We start from the raw sequence: 16,121 nt of genomic DNA on the forward strand, positions 1-16,121 counted from the left end.
CCGGTGCGGGATAATGCGGGGCATGCGGATCTCAGCCAAGGCGGACTACGCGGTACGTGCCGCCCTGCAACTCGCCGCGGCGGGCGATGCCGAGCCGCTCAAGGCCGAGGCCATCGCCGAGGCCCAGGACATTCCGCACAAGTTCCTCGAAGGCATCCTGAACGACATGCGGCGGGGCGGGCTCGTGCTCAGCAGGCGCGGCGGCAACGGCGGCTACCGGCTGGCCAAACCTGCCGGCGCCATCACCGTCGCGGACGTCATACGCGTCGTCGACGGACCGCTCGTCTCGGTCCGCGGGGTCCGGCCGCCGGAACTGTCGTACACCGGACCGGCCGAGTCACTGCTGCCGCTGTGGATCGCGCTGCGGGCCAACGTCCGCGAGGTCCTCGACGGCGTGACCCTCGCCGACCTCGCGTCGGCCGAGCTGCCCGCCACCGTGACCGCCCTCGCCGCCGAGCCCGACGCCTGGACGAACCCCTGACCACCCGGGCCGGCCGATCGGCCGTCTCAAAAGCCGGTACCTGAAGTCCACCCCTTGGTCGCCCCCTTGGGCCGGGGAGCGACCTCTGCCAGAATCCCTACCAATCCAGTGGGAATACTAGGGATCGGGGACCGCGAGATGGCCGGAGAACGCCCGTGAGAACGCCGCCCGTTGGACGCGCGCCACGTCCGCGACCCGCGTCAGGACCGAGGTGAGCGGCGGAGTGCCGAAGAAACCTGCCGCCGGGAAGGCTTCCGGCGGATCGAACCCGCCGGCCGACGAGGCGATATGGCCACGTGTCACCCGGGAGCTCGCGGACGATCTCGCCGCGGACGCCGTCGTCCGGGACCGCGCGGGCAAGCCGCCGTTCGACGAGGTCGCGCGACTGCGCGAGGCCGGCCTGCCGGCGCTGCTGACCCCGCCGGGGCCCGCGCCGCGTCCGGGGACCGACTGGGGTACCGCCTGCGCCGTCGTCCGGGAGATCTCGGCGGCCGACAGTTCCATCGGCGAACTGCTCGCCCGCCACTACGCACTGTCCTGGAGCGCCCGCTTCTTCGGCGCCCCGGAGAAGTCCTTCGCGTTCGAGAGCCGGGCCGCCGAGGGCCAGTGGCTGCTCGGCGGCAGCACGCGCCCCGCGGAGACGGACGAGGGGCCCGGCCTCACGCTCACACCGGCCCGTGGAGGCTACGTACTCAACGGCCGCCGGGACTTCCGCGCGGGGGTCACGGTGGCCGACCGGCTGGTCCTCACCGCGAGCCGTACGAGCACCGGTGAACTGCCGATCGTCCTCGTGGACCCGGCGCACGCGGGCGTACTGGCCGACGCGGCGGACGAACGCCTCGGCCAGCGCCTCACCGGAGCCGGCAGCGTCGGTTTCGACAACGTCCCGGTGGGCGCGGACGACGTGCTCGGCACCTTTTCGCCCGACGAGCACACCGTCTCCCCCTTCACGTCGCTCGCCCCTGTCGCACTGGATCTCCTGCTCACCCATGTCTGCCTGGGAATCGCCGAAGGGGCCCTGGCCGAGGCGCGGGACATCAGCCGGACCATGCCGCCCGCACGGACGTCCTCGGGCGCGGGCGACGCGTACGCGGAGCGGCCGGGCGAGGACCCGTACGTACTCCTCGCCTACGGAGAACTGGCGACCGCCGCGCACACCGCCGCTGCCGTCGTCGAGCGGGCGACAGAGGCGCTGGCACGGGGGCTTGTGACGGGGCAGGAACTCGGCGTCGACAGCTGCGCGGACATCGCGGTGCAGGTCGCCGCCGCCGAGGCTGTCACCGTCAGGTCCGCCGCGCACATCACCGCCCGCGCCCTGGACCTCACCGACGACGCCGGTTCCCTGGACGGGGGCGCCGGACTGGACCGCTTCTGGCGCAACGCACACGTCCTGACGGCACGGAGTTCCACCGCCCACAGGCTCCGCGACATCGGCGACCACTACCTCAACGGAGCGCACCCCCGTCTTACACCGGGCAGCTGAGCACACCCCCGATTCAGCCGTAGTCCGCCGTGTCACGCACGTCGCCGAACCGGGGGAAGACCCTCTTCACGGCCCAGCGCGACGACACCCCCTCACCGGAGTGCGGGGCGAGCGGCAGGGCGACAACGCGCGGCATCAGGCCGGTCAGGATCAGGGCAGCGGTCACGCACGGGGTCGTTGGCCGCAAACCCGGGCCGCACGACGCTCCGTTCCGTCCGGCCGGCCTCTCGAACCGTCCGCGCCGCCGTGCGGCCGACGGCCGGCGTGGCTGAAATCGATGACTGGCTCCAGAATGCTTTCTATGGTCTGGACCACATGAGTGCGCCGGTCAGCGCCGCAAGCGCCCGCAGCACCCGTGAGCTGTGGCGGAGAAACGGAATCCCTGCCCCCTGTGGTGCCGCAGGGGTTTCCAGCGAGCCGGCCGAGGGGGTCCGGGCGCGATGCGGGCGGGTGTGTTTCTCGCCAGGTTTCACGACGCCCTCACAAAACCTCCATGGCTGACCCCACTATGTGATCCGACAGAGCGGGATGCGGGCGGCGGCTGTCCGAGCGCCCGTTCCGCTGGGGGCAGGGGCACGCCGGTCGCACGTCCGGCATGCCCCTTGCGGGGAGGGACCCATGCACTTCACAAGCCGTACGGTCCGATGGGCCGCGAGATCCACGCTGTCCGCCGCGCTCGTGGCGACGCTCTTCGCGCCGGCGAACGCGGCCGCGGCGGCCCCGGCGCCACCACGCGTCGACCTGCGCGTCCTGGTCGTGAGCGACGGAGGCCCCGCCACCGCGGCGATCACCTCGGAACTCGACGGGGCGGGCACGCCGTACACGGTCCTCGACCTGACCCGCCCGGACCGCCCGAGGATCGGGGGCGGATTCCTCGCCGACACGCTCGACGGCCGTCCGCGGGCCAAGTACCAGGCCGTGGTGCTGCCCAACGACAACCCGTTCGGCGCCGGTTCGGCCGAGATGGAAGCGCTCGTCTCGTACGAGAAGACCTTCGCCGTCCCGCAGGTCGACGCGTACACCTACGCCCGCCCCGAGGTCGGTCTCGACCACCCCGCCAACGGCGGCTACAGCGGGTCCCTGGACGGCGTACGCGCCGAGGTGACGGCCGCCGGGGCCGCAGGCCCCTTCGGCTACCTCGACGGTGGCATACCCTTCGAGGACAACTCCCCCTCGGTGAGCGAGAGTTACGGTTACGTCGCCAAGCCCCTGCCGGGCGCGGACTTCACCAGCTACGTCGAGGCGCCGCTGCCGGGCACGCAGGCGCGGGGGTCGATCGTCGGCGAGTACCGGCACGACGGGCGCCGCGAGCTGGTCGTCGGTTTCGTCTACAACCAGTACCAGCAGCAGTTCCGGCTGCTCGCCCGCGGCATCGTGGACTGGATGACCCAGGGCGTGCGGCTGGGCGCGTCCCGCAACTACTTCGCGGTGCACGTCGACGACGTCTTCGCCGCCGACGACCGCTGGGACACCGAACTCAACTGCACCCCCGGCGACGTGGACTGCGCCCCGGGGCAGGGCGGTGAGCCCGACCCGATCCGGATGACGGCCGCCGACGCGCAGTACGCCGCCGAGTGGTCTGCGGCCAAGGGGTTCACCCTGGACATGGCGTACAACGGCGGCGGCAGCGAGCTCTACAAGGAGGAGCACGGCGGCACCGACCCCCTGGCGCAGCAGCTGACCGCCGACAAGAACACCTACCGGTGGATCAACCACACGTACAACCACCCCTTCCTCGGCTGCGTCCAGGACGTCACGGTCGTCCCCTGGGTCTGTGCCAGGAACGCCGACGGCAGCACGAAGTACGTCACCCGCGCCGAGATCTCCACCCAGATCCGCGACAACCGCGCGTGGGCCCAGCGCGCCGGACTCCCCCTGGAGACCGGTGAACTGGTGACGGGTGAACACTCCGGGCTGAAGATCCTTCCGCAGCAGCCCGACGACAACCCCAACCTCGGGCCCGCTCTCGCCGACAACGCCATCACCTGGCTCGGCTCCGACAACTCCCGTGACCGCGCCCAGCGCAAGGTGGGCCCGGCGCTCACCGTGCCCCGCTACCCCATGAACGTGTTCTACAACGCGGGCCGCACGACCGAGCAGATCGACGAGTACAACTGGATCTACACCCGGGCGTCCGACGGCGGCAGCGGCGTCTGCGAGAGCGCCGCCGGCACGACGTGCCTGGAAGAGCCGCTCGACACGGTCACCGGTTACGCCGACTACATCGTGCCGCTGGAGGCCCGCATCGGCCTCGGCCACGTCCTCGGCAACGACCCCCGGCCGCACTTCATCCACCAGTCCAACCTCGCCGAGGACCGCATCGCCTACCCGGTGCTGAACCGCGTCATCGACGACTACACCGGGCTGTACGCCGCCAACACCCCGCTGGTCAACCTCCGTCAGCAGCAGATCGGCGCCGAACTGCGCGACCGGGCCGCCTGGAACACCGCGGTCAAGGCCGGCCAGGTGACGGCGTACCGGATCGGCGACACCGTCACCGTCCGGGCACCGGGCGGCGTGCGTGCCACCGCCACCATGCCGGCCGGCACCCGGCAGAACACACTGCTCGGCTCCCAGGCCTTCGGCAGCCCGTACGCCGGAGCGCTCTCGGGCTGGGTCTCGCCCGCGCTGCTCCAGGACCGGGTGACGCTCACGCTGCCCGCGGGCACCATCGCCCAGGCCGCGCCGGCGGACCGGGCCGACCCGGTGCAGGACAGTGCGCGTCGCCTGCCGGTGCCGGCCGGGGTGCGCCAGAGAGTGCCGTACGGCGTCACAGGGTGACCTGCGGCACCGCCTGACCGGCCCGGCCCAGACACGACCAGCATCATCTCCACGGGGGACCATCTCGTCATGCCCGATTTACTCCGCCCGCCGCTGTCCGGCGCGGTCCGGGTCACACTTCTCACCGAAGGCACCTACCCACACAGCCACGGCGGCGTCAGCGTGTGGTGCGACCAGCTCGTCCAGGCGATGCCCGACTTCGACTTCCGGGTCGTCGCGGTGACCGGCACCGGCCGGGAACCGCTCGCCTGGGAGCTGCCCGGCCATGTCGCACCTCCCGTCACGGTCCCCATGTGGGGCCCCGACCCGGTCGGCAGGGCGCCGCGCGGCCGTCGCCGCCGACAGCTGATGGCGGCGTACGAACGCTTCCTAACGGCGCTCCTCGACCCCCGCGCCGAGGACCAGTTCGGTCCCGCGCTGCACGAGCTGGCCCGGGCCGCGCGGGACGGCCTGCTCGCCCCCGCCCTGCGCACGGACCAGGCCGTCGGCGTCCTGGCAGCCGTGTGGAGCCGGCCCGGCCTGCCGGTGCACGCGGCGCGGCCCACCCTGCACGACGCCCTGACCGCCACCGATCTGCTGGAACACGCCCTGCGTCCGCTCACCGCCGCGCCGCCCGAGCAGGGCGTGTCCCACGCGGTGAGCGGCGGCCTGGCGGTGCTGCCCGGGCTCGTCGCGCACCGGCTGCACGGCGTGCCGCTGCTGCTCACCGAGCACGGCGTCTACCTGCGGGAGCGCTACCTCGGCTACCGCACCGGCCCCTACCGGTGGCCGGTCAAGGCGCTGCTCCTCGGCTTCTTCCGGCTGCTCGCCGAGGAGACGTACCGCACCGCTGCCCTGATCACGCCGGGCAACCGCTACAACCGGCTCTGGGAGGAACAGGGCGGGGCGGCACCGGAGTTGATCCGTACCGTCTACAACGGCGTCGACCCGGCGGCCTTCCCGGCCGCCGGACCCGAGCCGGACGTCCCCACCCTCAGTTGGGCGGGCCGGGTCGACCCGATCAAGGACCTGGAGACCCTCATCAGGGCCTTCGCCCTGGTCAGGGCCGAGATACCGGAGGCCCGGCTGCGGCTCTTCGGCGGCACCCCGCGCGGCGGCGAGGCCTACCGGGAGCGCTGCGAGGCGCTCGCGGCGGAGCTCGGCCACGCGGACGCGGTCGTCTTCGAGGGCCGGGTCGAGGACATCCGCGACGCCTACGCGGCGGGCAACGCCGTGATGCTCTCCAGCATCAGCGAGGGCTTCCCCTTCACTCTCATCGAGGCCATGTCCTGCGGGCGGGCCACCGTCTCCACCGATGTCGGCGGCGTGCGGGAGGCGGTCGGCGACACCGGCCTGGTCGTGCCGCCCAGGGAACCGGAGGCCATGGCCCGCGCGGCCCTGGAACTGCTCCGCGACCCGGTGCGCAGGACCGCCATGGGCGAGGGCGCGCGGCTGCGCGTCATCGAGCAGTTCACGCTCCGCCAGACCGTCGACACCTTCCGCTCGATCTACACCGAACTGGCTGGCGGGGAAGCGGCGAGCGACGCCGGATCCGCAGCGTGGCCGGAAGACCGGCGCGCGGGAGTCCTCGTATGAGCGGCCCCTTGCGTCTGCTGCCGGGCGAGGGCGGCAGCCTGCCCACCCTGCCCCGGCAGCGGACGGGCGGCAGGCGGCGGCCGAGCTGGGCCGCCGATCCGATCGACGAACTCGCCGACCGGCTGATGGAGCCCGTGTCCGCCGCCGTCCATCCCTACGAGGTCGCGGCCCTCCTGGAGTCCGACGGCCTGACGGCTGATCAGATCAGTACGCGTTACGCACGCCCCGGCCTGTTCGCGCTGGCCGAAGACCTGTACGAGCGGGTGCCCCGGCACTACCCCGAACCGCCGCCGACAGCCGACCCCTGGCGCCCCGACCACGTGCGGTGCGCCCTGCGCGGACTGGTGTTCGCGCTCCCCGGCCTGGCCTACGTACTGGGCTCCGGGCTGCTGGGAGGCGCCCGGGCCGTGGCCGGGCTCGTCGCCGCGGGGCTGGCGGCGTGGGCGTGGAATCAGGCGCTCAGTCACCGTGCGTATCTGCGACTCGGGACGGCGGGTGCCGCCGCCGCGGGCCGCACCCTGCGGCTCGGCGCCCCCCTCGGGGTGCTGCCGGCAGCGGTGGCCGGTCTGCTCCTGGCGGGCCCCGGGACGGCCGCGGCCTTCGCGGCCGGGCAGTCGTGCTACCTGGGCGCGGCCACCGTACTCCTCGTCCTCGGCCGCGAACGCGCGCTGCTGCTGGCGCTGCTGCCCGTCACCGGGGGCGCCGCCGTCACGCTGTGGTGGCAGCCGCCTGCCGCCGTGGTCGTGGTCCTGCTGCTCGCCACCGCCGGGCTCGCGACGCTCGCGGCCGGCCACGGGATACGGAGCGCCCTGCGCGCGGGCCCCGCACCCGCGGGCGCCGCGCCCGCACTGGTGCGGTCCCTGCCCTACGGGCTGTTCGGCCTGGCGGCCGGGGTGCTCGCGATGCTCACGGGGGCCACGGACCCGTACGCCGTGGTCGTCCTCACGCTCAGCATGGGCTTCGCCGAGTGGCTGCTCTACCGCTATCGCGGTCTCGCCGTCGCGGCGCTGCGCGCCAGCACCGAACCGCGGGGCTTCACCGTGCGCGCCGCCCGCGCCCTGGCGCTGTGCCTCGGTGCGTACCTCGCCCTGCTGGCGGCCGGCGCCCTGCTCGCCGGGACCGGCCCGGCCCCGCTGCTCGGGCTCGGGGCGGTGCTGTGGACCGCCCTGCTGCTCCAGGCGTTCGGTGTGGCCTGGCCACCGGCGGCGGTCTGTATCGCCGCCGCCGCGGCCGAAGCCGCCGCGCCGGCCGCCGGGTTCTCCACCGCGACCGGGCAGCTGATCTGCCGGACCGCCGCGGCCCTCGTCCTCCTGTTCCTGGCCTGCCGGATCCTCGGCAGGCCCACCGCACACCGTTGAACCCCGAACCGCTCGTATCCCGCACTCCCTTCACCTACAGAGGAGCGTCCCCGTGACAGCACCAGCACCAGCGCCCGCACCAGCATCGTCACTTGTCGCCGTCACCGGCGCCGAGGGCTTCATCGGGTCCCATCTCACCGAGGCGCTCGTCGCGGCCGGCCACCGGGTCCGCGCCATGGCCCAGTACAACTCCTTCTCCTCCTACGGGTGGTTGGAGACCCTCTCCGCCGAGACGCTCGACCAGGTCGAGATCGTCCTCGGTGACGTCCGCGACCCGGGCTCGGTCAACCAGCTGATCGACGGAGCGGAGGCCGTCTATCACCTGGCCGCCCTCATCGCGATCCCGTACTCCTACCAGGCCCCGCACAGCTACGTGGACACCAACGTCACGGGCACCCTCAACGTCCTCGAAGCCGTGCGCAGGCAGGGCACCCCGCGCCTGGTGCACACCTCGACGAGCGAGACGTACGGCACCGCGCAGACCGTGCCGATCACCGAGGACCACCCCATCAGCACGCAGTCGCCGTACGCCGCGTCCAAGGCCGGCGGCGACCGGCTCGCGGACAGCTACCACGCGAGCTTCGAAACCCCCGTCGTCACCCTGCGCCCCTTCAACACCTTCGGCCCGCGCCAGTCGATGCGGGCGGTCATCCCCACCGTCATCGGCCAGGTCGCGGCCGGGGAGCGGACCATCACCCTCGGGGACCTCCGCCCCACCCGTGACTTCCTGTACGTCAAGGACACCGCGCGCGCCTTCATCGCCGTCGGCACCGCGCCCGCCGACGCGGTCGTGGGACGGACCTTCAACGCCGGCACGGGCGGCGAGATCTCGGTGGGCGAACTGACCCGGCTCATCGGCAAGCTGATGGACGCCGACCTCGACGTACGCGAGGACGAACAGCGCATCCGGCCGGCCGCCTCCGAGGTGATGCGACTGGTCGCGGACGCCACACGGCTGCGCACCGCCACCGGCTGGCAGCCCGCGCACGACCTGGAGCAGGGGCTGGGCCACACCATCGACTTCTTCCGCGACCCGGGCAATCTCTCCCGGTACAAGACCGGCATCTACAACATATGACTCCGACCGCACGCGACGTACAGGGGGCTTCCATGCATGCAGTGATCCTCGCCGGTGGCAAGGGCGTTCGGCTGCGGCCGTACACGACGGCTCTTCCCAAGCCGCTCGTTCCCATCGGCGACCAGCACGCGATCCTGGAGATCGTGCTCCGGCAGCTGGCCGCGAGCGGCTTCACCAGCTGCACCATCGCCATCGGCCACCTCGGCCACATCATCCGCGCGTACGTCGGCAACGGCTCGCAGTGGGGGCTGCGCGTGGGCTATTCGACGGAGGACAGCCCGCTCGGCACGATGGGCCCACTGCTCACCATGATGGACCGGCTGCCCGACGAATTCCTGGTGATGAACGGCGACATCCTGACCGACCTCGACTACGGGGACGTACTCCGGGAACACCGCGCGTCCGCGGCGCCGCTCACCGTCGCCACGTACTCCCGCAAGGTCGCCATCGACTTCGGCGTCCTGACGACGGAGGGAGGCCGGGTCGTCGGTTTCGCCGAGAAGCCGAGCATGGACTACCGGGTCTCCATGGGCGTCTACGGGCTCTCCCGGGAGACGCTCGCCGGGTACACCCCCGGCCTGCCGCTCGGCTTCGACGAGCTGGTCCTCGACCTGCTCGGCGCCGAAACGCCCCCGCACGCCTACGAGTTCGAGGGCTACTGGCTCGACATCGGCCGTCCCGACGACTACGACCGGGCCAACGCGGAGTTCACCACCCACCGCGGCCTGCTCCTCAAGGGGGCGTGAGCCGGACATGCGCATTCTCGTCCTGGGCTCCACCGGATTCCTGGGCGGGCACACCGCCGAGCAGCTGCGCGCCCTGCCGGGCGTGCGGCTGCTCGGCGGCGGGCGGTCCCCGGCCGCCGATGTGCCGCTCGATCTCAGCGCCGACCCGGACGTCCTCGCGCGGGCGCTGCGCGGCGCCCGGCCCGATGTCGTCGTCAACTGCGCCGGTCTGGTGGCCGGAAGCCCCGTACAGCTCACGGATGTCAACGCCCGGGGGCCCGCCGCGCTCTGCGAGGCTCTGCTCGCGGCGGCGCCCGGCGCCCGCCTGGTCCACCTGGGCTCGGCGGCCGAGTACGGGCCCACCGCGCACGGTGTGGCCGTTGCGGAAGACGCGGCCACCCGCCCCCAGGGACCGTACGGGGCGACGAAACTCGCCGGTACGGCCGCCGTGACCGCCGCGGGTCTCGACGCCGTGGTGCTGCGCGTCTTCAACCCGGTGGGCCCCGGCGCGCCGACCGCCGGGCTGCCGGGACGGCTCGCCGGTGAACTGCGCCGGGCCGGGGCGTCGGGGACCGTGCGGGTCGGGGACCTGTCGGCGTACCGCGACTTCGTGGACGCGCGGGACGTGGCGCGCGCCGCCGTCCTCGCGGCGACGCTCCCGGGACCGCTGCCCCCCGTACTCAACATCGGCAGTGGCCGGGCGACCGCCGTCCGCGAGATCGCCCGCGGGCTCGTCCGGGCCGCCGGATTCGGCGGCGGCGTCGAGGAGACGAGCGGAGGGTCGGCCCGTTCGTCGGCGGTCTCCTGGCAGTGCGCGGACATCGCGGCTGCGCGGGCCGCGCTGGGCTGGCAGCCGCGGCTCACTCTCGCCGAGTCGCTGTCCGACCTGTGGCGGTCGCTGCCCGAGGACTCCGTCCCGGCAGCCCGGTGAAGGCGGAGCCGCAGCCGCAGCCCCGACCGGTGCCGCCGGCGAAACTGCTCGTGCCCATGTACGTCCACCCCGCCGTCGACCCCGGCGCCTGGTGGACGCTCGTCGAGTCCGCGCCGCTGTTGTACGGCGTGGTGCTCAACATCGCGGACGGCCCCGGCGCAGCGCCGGAGCCGTCGTTCGCCGCCGCCGCCCGCGCTCTGCGGGCGGCGGGGGTGCCGCTGCTCGGGTACGCCGACACGGACTACGGGCACCGGCCGCTGCGGGCCGTCACCGCCGACTTCGACCGCTACCGCGACTGGTACGCCACCGACGGCTTCTTCCTGGACCAGGCAGCCTGCGAACCGGGCGCGGTGCGGCACTACCGGCGCATCGCCCGGGCGGCGCGCTCCCGCGGTGGCCGTACGGTCGTGCTGAACCCGGGCGTCCATCCGGCCCCGGGGTACGCGGCGGTCGCCGATCTCCTGGTCACGTTCGAAGGCGACTGGGCAGCGTACTCGGCGGCGCCCGTCGCACCGCCCTGGACCGCCGCGCACCCGCCGGAACGCTTCTGCCACCTGATCCACGGCGTACCGGCCGGGCTGTGCGCCCTGGCCGCGCGCACGGCGGCGCTGCGTCGCGCCGCCGTGCACTGCGCGGTCCCCGGCCACGGGCCGAATCCCTGGTCTCTCCTGCCGCCCGTCCTGAACCGGAAGGCTCCATGACCCGCTCGCGTCCGCTCTGCCTGCTGCTTCTCGTACTGCTGGCAGCCTGTTCCGGGCCCGGGTCCGGGAAGCCCCCGGCCCAGCGGTGGCGCCCGGCCGTGGGCACGGCCTGGCAGTGGCAGCTCGACGGGCGCGTCGACCACCGGGTCGACGTGCCCGTCTACGACATCGACGGGTTCGAGAACGACGCGGAAACGGTCCGCCGCCTGCACAGGGACGGCCGCAAGGTCATCTGCTACATCAACGCGGGCGCCTGGGAGTCGTACCGCCCCGACCGCCGGGACTTCCCGGCCGACGTCCGGGGGCGCGGCAACGGGTGGGCAGGCGAACGCTGGCTCGACATCCGCCGTCTGGACGTCCTGCGCCCGCTGATGGCCGAGCGGTTCGACATGTGCCGCGAGAAGGGCTTCGACGCGGTCGAGCCCGATCTGATGGACGGCTACCTCAACGACACCGGTTTCCCCCTGACCGCGGACCACCAGCTCGCGTACAACCGCATGCTCGCCGGCCTCGCCCACGCTCGCGGCATGTCGGTGGGCCTGAAGAACGACCTGCCCCAGATCCCCGCGCTGGTGGAGGACTTCGACTTCGCGGTGAACGAGGAGTGCGCGCAGTACGGCGAATGCGCGGCGCTCACCCCCTTCGTGAAGGCGGGCAAAGCGGTCCTGCACGTGGAGTACGCACTGCCGGCCGGCGACTTCTGCGAGCGCTCCGGAAAGCTCGGCCTCAGCTCGATGCGCAAGAAGCTGGACCTCGGGGTGTGGCGTCGGCCGTGCTGACGGCGGCGTGTGGCAGATCTTCCGCCCGGCGCCGCTGACACGCAGGTCACAGGGGTCCCGGCAGAGGCTGGAAGTGGCGCAATACTGCCGCAACACCATTGCGCGGGCAGCGTCGGTATGGTCCGTCGCATGCCAGCCGAACGCATCCGTGAACACGCCGTACCTGTCGCCGCCGCCCGCCGGCGACGGCTGCGCGCGGACCGCGCCCGGCAGCTCGCCGACCTGCTGCGGCACCAGGCACGTACCGTCGGATTCCCCGGCGGCGTCCTCCCGCTGGAGGGCAGGATCGGCGCGGACTTCCGCGTGTCCCGCAACACCGTGCGCCAGGCCCTGGACCTGCTGCGCGCGGAAGGACTGGTGGAACGGCAGCCGGGTGTGGGGACGGTCCTGGTGTCCGAGAAGTACCCGCACGGCCTGGACCGGCTCCAGGGGCTCGCCGAGACCCTGCACGAGCACGGTGAGGTGACCAATGAGGTACGGACGGCGGGCCCGGTCTGTGCTCCCGGACCGGTGGCGCGGCGGCTGGGTCTGGCCGAACACTCCGACGTGCTCTGCGTCGAGCGCCTGCGCCGGCTGAACGGCCTGCCGCTCTCGCTCGACCTGACCTACATCCCGATGGACATCGGATTCGGCCTTCTCGACTGCGACCTGGAGCACAACGACGTGTTCCGTCTCATCGAGGAGCTCAGCGGGCAGCCGCTCGGCACGGCCGACATCACCCTGGAAGCCGTCAACGCGGACGCCCACTCCGCCGCCGTGCTGGAGGCCCCGCGCGGTGCGGCCGTGCTCATGCTGGAGCGGCTCACCCACCTGCGCGACGGGCGGCCCGTGGACCTGGAGTTCATCCGCTTCCGCGGCGACCGCATCACCATGAGCGGGCTGCTGCACCGCTCCCCCTGAGCCCCGGTTCCCCCTTTCACCCGTCCTCCCCCTTTCCTTTCGCCCGCTCTCCCCTTTCGCCCACTCCCTTCCTGGAGACAGCCATGCCTCTGGCGCCCCAGCGTGCCGACGTGCCCGTGACCATCGACGAGTCGAAGTGCATCGACGGCTGCACGCTGTGCGTCGACATGTGCCCGCTCGACTCGCTCGCGATCAACCCGGACAGCGGCAAGGCGTACATGCACGTCGACGAGTGCTGGTACTGCGGCCCCTGCGCCGCCCGGTGCCCCACCGGCGCGGTCGAGGTCAACATGCCCTATCTGCTCCGCTGAGAGGCCCGAAGCCCATGCACCGCACCACACTTCCCGCCGCCGCCCTCGCCACCGTCTTGACCGCCACCCTCGCCACCGGGTGCGGCGGCAACGCGACCGCGGGCGACTCCCGCACGGTCACCGTGACCGTCGGCTACCAGTCCAAGACCATCAACACCGTCACCGCCGGCACCCTCCTGCGCAGCCTCGGCTATTTCGAGCAGGAGCTCAGAAAGCGCGGCGCCCGGGACGGTGTCACCTACAAGGTGCGGTGGCAGGACTACGCCACCGGGGCGCCGATCACCGCCCAGATGACCGCCGGGAAGGTCGACATCGGTTCGATGGGTGACTTTCCCCTCCTGATCAACGCGGCGCGCGGCAAGCAACTGGGCCGGCCCACCCGGCTGGTCTCCGTCACCGGCTACAACCTGCGCGGCGGCCTCAACACCATTGTCACCGCGCCGGATTCGAAACTGAGCTCCCTCGAGGACCTGCGGGGCAAGAAGGTGTCGACGTCGGTCGGCTCGGCGGCCGACGGCACGCTCGTACGGGCCCTTCAGCGGGCGGGCATCGACCCGGGCAAGGACATCCGCAAGCTCAACCAGCAGCCGGCCGTCGGCGCTTCGGCCCTCCAGTCCGGCAGCGCGGACGCGCTCTCGCAGTTCGTCGCGTGGCCCGGACTGCTCGCCTTCCAGGGCCGGGCCAAGGCCCTGTACGACGGCGCCGAACTGGCCCTGCCGACCTTCCACGGTGTCACGGTGCGCGAGGCCTTCGCGAAGGAGCGTCCGGCGGTGCTGGAAGCGTTCCTGAGCGCGCAGATCCGGGCCACCGGCCATCTGCGCGAGAAGCCGGTCGAGGCCGCCGAGTCGGTGGCCGGGGCCACCGGGCTGCCCGCCGAAGTCGTGTATCTCTACAACGGCGCCAATGGAATCGCCACCTTCGATCCGACGCTCAAACCGGCGCTGGTGGACGCCCTCGAGAAAGACGTACCGGTCCTGAAGTCGGCCGGGCTCGTCGGGGACGTGGACGTCGACGCGTTCGTCGACGAGCAGTACGTGAAGCGGGCGTACGGCGAGAGGTACGCGAAGGCGTGTGACGCCCGGGCTCGCGCGCCGCGCGGCGAAGTGTGGCTGAAGGACGGCACCACCAAGTCCTTCGGCACCCCCGCCGGGCTGCTGAGGGCCGTGGCCGACGCCGGCGGCTCGGTGCGCGCCGCGTACGTCCCCGACACCACGACCGGCACCCTGTGGTTCGCCGACAAGGCGGTGTGGGTGGCGGACAGTACGAAGCTGCTGCCGTTCGTCACACCGTCCGCGGCCGAGGCTTACGTCGCCGGACACGCGGGTGCGCGAACGGTCCCTTACCGCCATGCGCTGCGGGGTGCGTCATGACGGCACGGCCCGCGCTGCGCGTCCTGTCGCTGGCCGGCGCCCTCGGGACGTGGCACCTGCTGACCTCGTACGACGTCAGTGTGTGGCTGCGGTTCGAGCAGTTCCCGACCGTGACGGATGTGGCCCGGACCTTCGGGCAGCGGATCGGCGGCGGCACGTACTGGCAGGACCTGACCGACAGCCTCACCCGTATCGTGACCGGGTTCGTACTGGCGGCGGTCGCGGGCGTGGTCGTCGGCACGGCGGTCGCCCGTTCGCGGCTGGCCGCCGACGTGCTGGGTCCGGTGCTCGAAGTACTGCGTCCCATCCCGGCGATCGCCCTGGTACCGGTGGCGATCCTGCTCTTCCCCAGCAATGAGCAGGGAATCGTCTTCATCACCTTCACGGCGGCCTTCTTCCCGGTCATGGTCTCCACCCGGCACGCGGTGCGGGCGCTCAGCCCGGTCTGGGAGGAGGCGGTCCGCACGATGGGCGGGGGCCGGTGGCGTGTCCTGGGCTCGGTCGTACTGCCGGGAGCGCTGCCGGGGATCCTCGGCGGCCTCTCGGTGGGGATCGGGGTCTCGTGGATCTGCGTGATCTCGGCGGAAATGATCTCCGGGGAGTACGGGGTGGGTTACCGCACCTGGCAGGACTACACCGTCGTGGACTACTCCGGGGTGTTCGTCGGCATGGTGACGATCGGGCTGCTCGGCTGGCTGACGTCGATGGCCGTGGAGGTCGTGGGGCGCCGCTTGACACGGTGGCTCCCCCGGACGGAATCCCGGGAGCCGGCGTTCCAGGGGCGAGGAGCCCGCCCGGCGCCGAGCACCGCACCGCGCCCCGGGTCCGCCCTGCCGGAGCCCGTCGGCCGAGTACGAGGGGAAGCCTCATGACCAGTACCGCGACCACCGAAGCCCGCGAGCAGCTCTCTCCTCCCGGCGCGCGCCTCACTCTGCGGGGCGCGGCGCTCGGACACGCCGGAGCCGCCGTTCTCGACGGGCTCGACCTCGATGTCGTGCCCGGGGAGATCCTGACCGTCGTCGGACCGTCCGGCTGCGGCAAATCGACTCTGCTGCGCACGCTCGCCGGGCTGCTGCCCGCGCTCGGCGGGGAGGTCACGCAGGACGGGCAGGCCGTGACGGGGCCGGGGGGCGAGCGGGCACTCGTCTTCCAGGAGGACGCTCTGCTGCCCTGGCGGACCGTACGCCGCAACGTCGAACTGCCCCTGGCGATCAGAGGGGTGGCACGGGCCGAGCGGCGGGCCGTCGCCGCCCGGTGGCTGGAGCGGGTGGGGCTCCGGGAGCACGCGGGCACGTACCCGCACCGGATCTCCGGCGGGCAGCGCCAGCGGGTGCAGCTCGCCCGGGCACTCGCGGGCGCGCCGCGGGCCGTGCTGATGGACGAACCGTTCGGTGCGCTGGACGCCCAGACCCGGTCGGAGATGCAGCAGTTGCTGATCGACGTACTGCACGGCACCGGGGCGACCGTCGTCTTCGTCACGCACGACGTGGACGAGGCGGTCTTCCTCGGTGACCGGGTCGCGCTCCTGGGCACGGGCCGCGTTCTCCCCGTTCCGCATCCCCGTGACCGCGCGTACCTCACCGATTCCGCCACCGACGCCCTGCGCCGCGCCGTTCTCGCATCGCTCAGTACCTGAGAGGCAAGCACC

Annotated in this window: 16 protein-coding genes; 15 read left to right on the top strand and 1 reads right to left on the bottom strand. The window is 72.8% G+C overall.

Features of this window, described 5'->3' with window-relative positions:
• Positions 1 to 22: 22 nt before the first annotated feature.
• Both ACWIHY_RS07015 and ACWIHY_RS07020 read left to right on the top strand, forming a co-directional pair.
• Positions 23 to 481 (top strand): RrF2 family transcriptional regulator, encoded by a 459-nt coding sequence (locus ACWIHY_RS07015; protein WP_454374587.1) that lies wholly within the window; start codon positions 23 to 25, stop codon positions 479 to 481.
• A 223-nt stretch (positions 482 to 704) separates the two neighbouring features.
• A complete protein-coding gene (locus ACWIHY_RS07020) occupies positions 705 to 1,964 on the top strand; it encodes an acyl-CoA dehydrogenase (RefSeq protein ID WP_454374588.1) in 1,260 nt (419 codons plus the stop codon).
• Between the two features lie 13 nt (positions 1,965 to 1,977).
• Here ACWIHY_RS07020 and ACWIHY_RS07025 read toward each other — a convergent pair whose 3' ends face one another.
• Positions 1,978 to 2,130: a hypothetical protein gene (locus ACWIHY_RS07025; RefSeq protein WP_454374589.1), complete on the bottom strand. Its 153-nt coding sequence runs from the start codon at positions 2,128 to 2,130 to the stop codon at positions 1,978 to 1,980.
• Positions 2,131 to 2,582: 452 nt separating this feature from the next.
• On the opposite strand from ACWIHY_RS07025, the gene ACWIHY_RS07030 reads away from it, so the two are divergent.
• From ACWIHY_RS07030 to ACWIHY_RS07090, 13 genes are all read left to right on the top strand, one after another.
• Complete coding sequence (locus tag ACWIHY_RS07030) at positions 2,583 to 4,745, top strand: hypothetical protein (RefSeq protein WP_454374590.1); 2,163 nt, start codon at positions 2,583 to 2,585, stop codon at positions 4,743 to 4,745.
• 69 nt (positions 4,746 to 4,814) lie between these two features.
• Complete coding sequence (gene pelF / locus ACWIHY_RS07035) at positions 4,815 to 6,320, top strand: GT4 family glycosyltransferase PelF (RefSeq protein ID WP_454374591.1); 1,506 nt, start codon at positions 4,815 to 4,817, stop codon at positions 6,318 to 6,320.
• Complete coding sequence (locus tag ACWIHY_RS07040) at positions 6,317 to 7,678, top strand: hypothetical protein (protein WP_454374592.1); 1,362 nt, start codon at positions 6,317 to 6,319, stop codon at positions 7,676 to 7,678. The genes pelF and ACWIHY_RS07040 overlap by 4 nt, the downstream gene beginning before the upstream one ends.
• Positions 7,679 to 7,730: 52 nt before the next feature.
• On the top strand, positions 7,731 to 8,756 hold the full coding sequence (locus ACWIHY_RS07045) for an SDR family NAD(P)-dependent oxidoreductase (RefSeq protein WP_454374593.1): 1,026 nt from the start codon (positions 7,731 to 7,733) through the stop codon (positions 8,754 to 8,756).
• 32 nt (positions 8,757 to 8,788) lie between these two features.
• Positions 8,789 to 9,502, top strand: a complete 714-nt coding sequence (locus tag ACWIHY_RS07050; protein ID WP_454374594.1) for a nucleotidyltransferase family protein — start codon at positions 8,789 to 8,791, stop codon at positions 9,500 to 9,502.
• A 7-nt stretch (positions 9,503 to 9,509) separates the two neighbouring features.
• Positions 9,510 to 10,412 (top strand): NAD-dependent epimerase/dehydratase family protein, encoded by a 903-nt coding sequence (locus ACWIHY_RS07055; protein ID WP_454374595.1) that lies wholly within the window; start codon positions 9,510 to 9,512, stop codon positions 10,410 to 10,412.
• 56 nt (positions 10,413 to 10,468) lie between these two features.
• On the top strand, positions 10,469 to 11,113 hold the full coding sequence (locus ACWIHY_RS07060; protein WP_454374775.1) for a spherulation-specific family 4 protein: 645 nt from the start codon (positions 10,469 to 10,471) through the stop codon (positions 11,111 to 11,113).
• On the top strand, positions 11,110 to 11,892 hold the full coding sequence (locus ACWIHY_RS07065) for an endo alpha-1,4 polygalactosaminidase (RefSeq protein WP_454374596.1): 783 nt from the start codon (positions 11,110 to 11,112) through the stop codon (positions 11,890 to 11,892). The genes ACWIHY_RS07060 and ACWIHY_RS07065 overlap by 4 nt, the downstream gene beginning before the upstream one ends.
• A 129-nt stretch (positions 11,893 to 12,021) precedes the next feature.
• Positions 12,022 to 12,792, top strand: a complete 771-nt coding sequence (locus tag ACWIHY_RS07070; RefSeq protein ID WP_454374597.1) for a GntR family transcriptional regulator — start codon at positions 12,022 to 12,024, stop codon at positions 12,790 to 12,792.
• Positions 12,793 to 12,875: 83 nt separating this feature from the next.
• Positions 12,876 to 13,103: a 4Fe-4S dicluster domain-containing protein gene (locus tag ACWIHY_RS07075; RefSeq protein WP_064067780.1), complete on the top strand. Its 228-nt coding sequence runs from the start codon at positions 12,876 to 12,878 to the stop codon at positions 13,101 to 13,103.
• Between the two features lie 14 nt (positions 13,104 to 13,117).
• Positions 13,118 to 14,473: an ABC transporter substrate-binding protein gene (locus ACWIHY_RS07080; protein ID WP_454374598.1), complete on the top strand. Its 1,356-nt coding sequence runs from the start codon at positions 13,118 to 13,120 to the stop codon at positions 14,471 to 14,473.
• The gene (locus ACWIHY_RS07085; RefSeq protein WP_454374599.1) at positions 14,470 to 15,345 is read left to right on the top strand and encodes an ABC transporter permease; all 876 of its coding nucleotides are present in this window, start codon (positions 14,470 to 14,472) and stop codon (positions 15,343 to 15,345) included. Before ACWIHY_RS07080 ends, ACWIHY_RS07085 begins: the two co-directional genes overlap by 4 nt.
• A complete protein-coding gene (locus ACWIHY_RS07090) occupies positions 15,342 to 16,109 on the top strand; it encodes an ABC transporter ATP-binding protein (RefSeq protein ID WP_454374600.1) in 768 nt (255 codons plus the stop codon). Before ACWIHY_RS07085 ends, ACWIHY_RS07090 begins: the two co-directional genes overlap by 4 nt.
• The last annotated feature ends 12 nt before the right edge of the window (positions 16,110 to 16,121 follow it).

The organism is Streptomyces sp. NPDC055287, assembly GCF_053646035.1.

Bases quoted from the DNA above. Each gene is read 5' to 3' on its own strand.
- ACWIHY_RS07015 (WP_454374587.1), top strand. From the start codon at position 23: ATGCGGATCTCAGCCAAGGCGGACTACGCGGTACGTGCCGCCCTGCAA.
- ACWIHY_RS07030 (WP_454374590.1), top strand. From the start codon at position 2,583: ATGCACTTCACAAGCCGTACGGTCCGATGGGCCGCGAGATCCACGCTG.
- pelF (WP_454374591.1), top strand. From the start codon at position 4,815: ATGCCCGATTTACTCCGCCCGCCGCTGTCCGGCGCGGTCCGGGTCACA.
- ACWIHY_RS07040 (WP_454374592.1), top strand. From the start codon at position 6,317: ATGAGCGGCCCCTTGCGTCTGCTGCCGGGCGAGGGCGGCAGCCTGCCC.
- ACWIHY_RS07050 (WP_454374594.1), top strand. From the start codon at position 8,789: ATGCATGCAGTGATCCTCGCCGGTGGCAAGGGCGTTCGGCTGCGGCCG.
- ACWIHY_RS07055 (WP_454374595.1), top strand. From the start codon at position 9,510: ATGCGCATTCTCGTCCTGGGCTCCACCGGATTCCTGGGCGGGCACACC.
- ACWIHY_RS07060 (WP_454374775.1), top strand. From the start codon at position 10,469: ATGTACGTCCACCCCGCCGTCGACCCCGGCGCCTGGTGGACGCTCGTC.
- ACWIHY_RS07065 (WP_454374596.1), top strand. From the start codon at position 11,110: ATGACCCGCTCGCGTCCGCTCTGCCTGCTGCTTCTCGTACTGCTGGCA.
- ACWIHY_RS07070 (WP_454374597.1), top strand. From the start codon at position 12,022: ATGCCAGCCGAACGCATCCGTGAACACGCCGTACCTGTCGCCGCCGCC.
- ACWIHY_RS07075 (WP_064067780.1), top strand. From the start codon at position 12,876: ATGCCTCTGGCGCCCCAGCGTGCCGACGTGCCCGTGACCATCGACGAG.
- ACWIHY_RS07080 (WP_454374598.1), top strand. From the start codon at position 13,118: ATGCACCGCACCACACTTCCCGCCGCCGCCCTCGCCACCGTCTTGACC.
- ACWIHY_RS07085 (WP_454374599.1), top strand. From the start codon at position 14,470: ATGACGGCACGGCCCGCGCTGCGCGTCCTGTCGCTGGCCGGCGCCCTC.
- ACWIHY_RS07090 (WP_454374600.1), top strand. From the start codon at position 15,342: ATGACCAGTACCGCGACCACCGAAGCCCGCGAGCAGCTCTCTCCTCCC.